The following is a 501-nucleotide window of genomic DNA, read 5'->3' as shown; positions in this document are numbered from 1 at the left end:
GTGCTCGATACCAGCTCGAGTCTTGAGAACGACGAAGAGATCTCAAGTGACCTCTTTGCCCCCGAGACGCAATGCCGCTGCTGTCACCGCGGTGCGTGCGGCCGACCATGTGATCGCGGTGGGAGCGGCCGACCCGGTGGGCCTATCGCGATTTTTGCGTGCGCATGTCGACCTGCTCGAGACGGTCACAACGCGCAACGTAAGCGTTGTGATGAATAAGGTTCGGGTCAGCGCCAGTGGCTTGAACCCGCACGGCCAAGTGACCCAGACGCTCTCGCGGTTCGGAGGGATCGAGCATCCGGTACTCGTTCCTCACGACCTTGCCGGGTTTGACGGTGCGGTTCTGAGCGGCAAAACCCTGGTGGATGCGGCGCCGCGCTCGTCGGCTCGAACGGCGATGCGCGACCTCGTGACTTCCCGACTCGTGCCCGAAATTCACGAGCAGCCGCCTCAGCGTTCTTGGTTCAGTAGGATGCTGACGCGCAGGTAATCTGTAGAGGT

Annotated in this window: 1 protein-coding gene; it reads left to right on the top strand. The window is 62.1% G+C overall.

Annotated elements, in window-relative coordinates; translation table 11 throughout:
- On the top strand, positions 1-490 hold a 490-nt coding region (locus ADICYQ_RS31130; RefSeq protein WP_235114408.1), incomplete at its 5' end, for a hypothetical protein.
- Positions 491-501: the final 11 nt, after the last annotated feature.

It is taken from the genome of Cyclobacterium qasimii M12-11B (genome assembly GCF_000427295.1).
Taxonomy (GTDB): Bacteria; Bacteroidota; Bacteroidia; order Cytophagales; family Cyclobacteriaceae; genus Cyclobacterium; species Cyclobacterium qasimii.
This window is presented reverse-complemented; position numbering and strand designations above follow the sequence as displayed.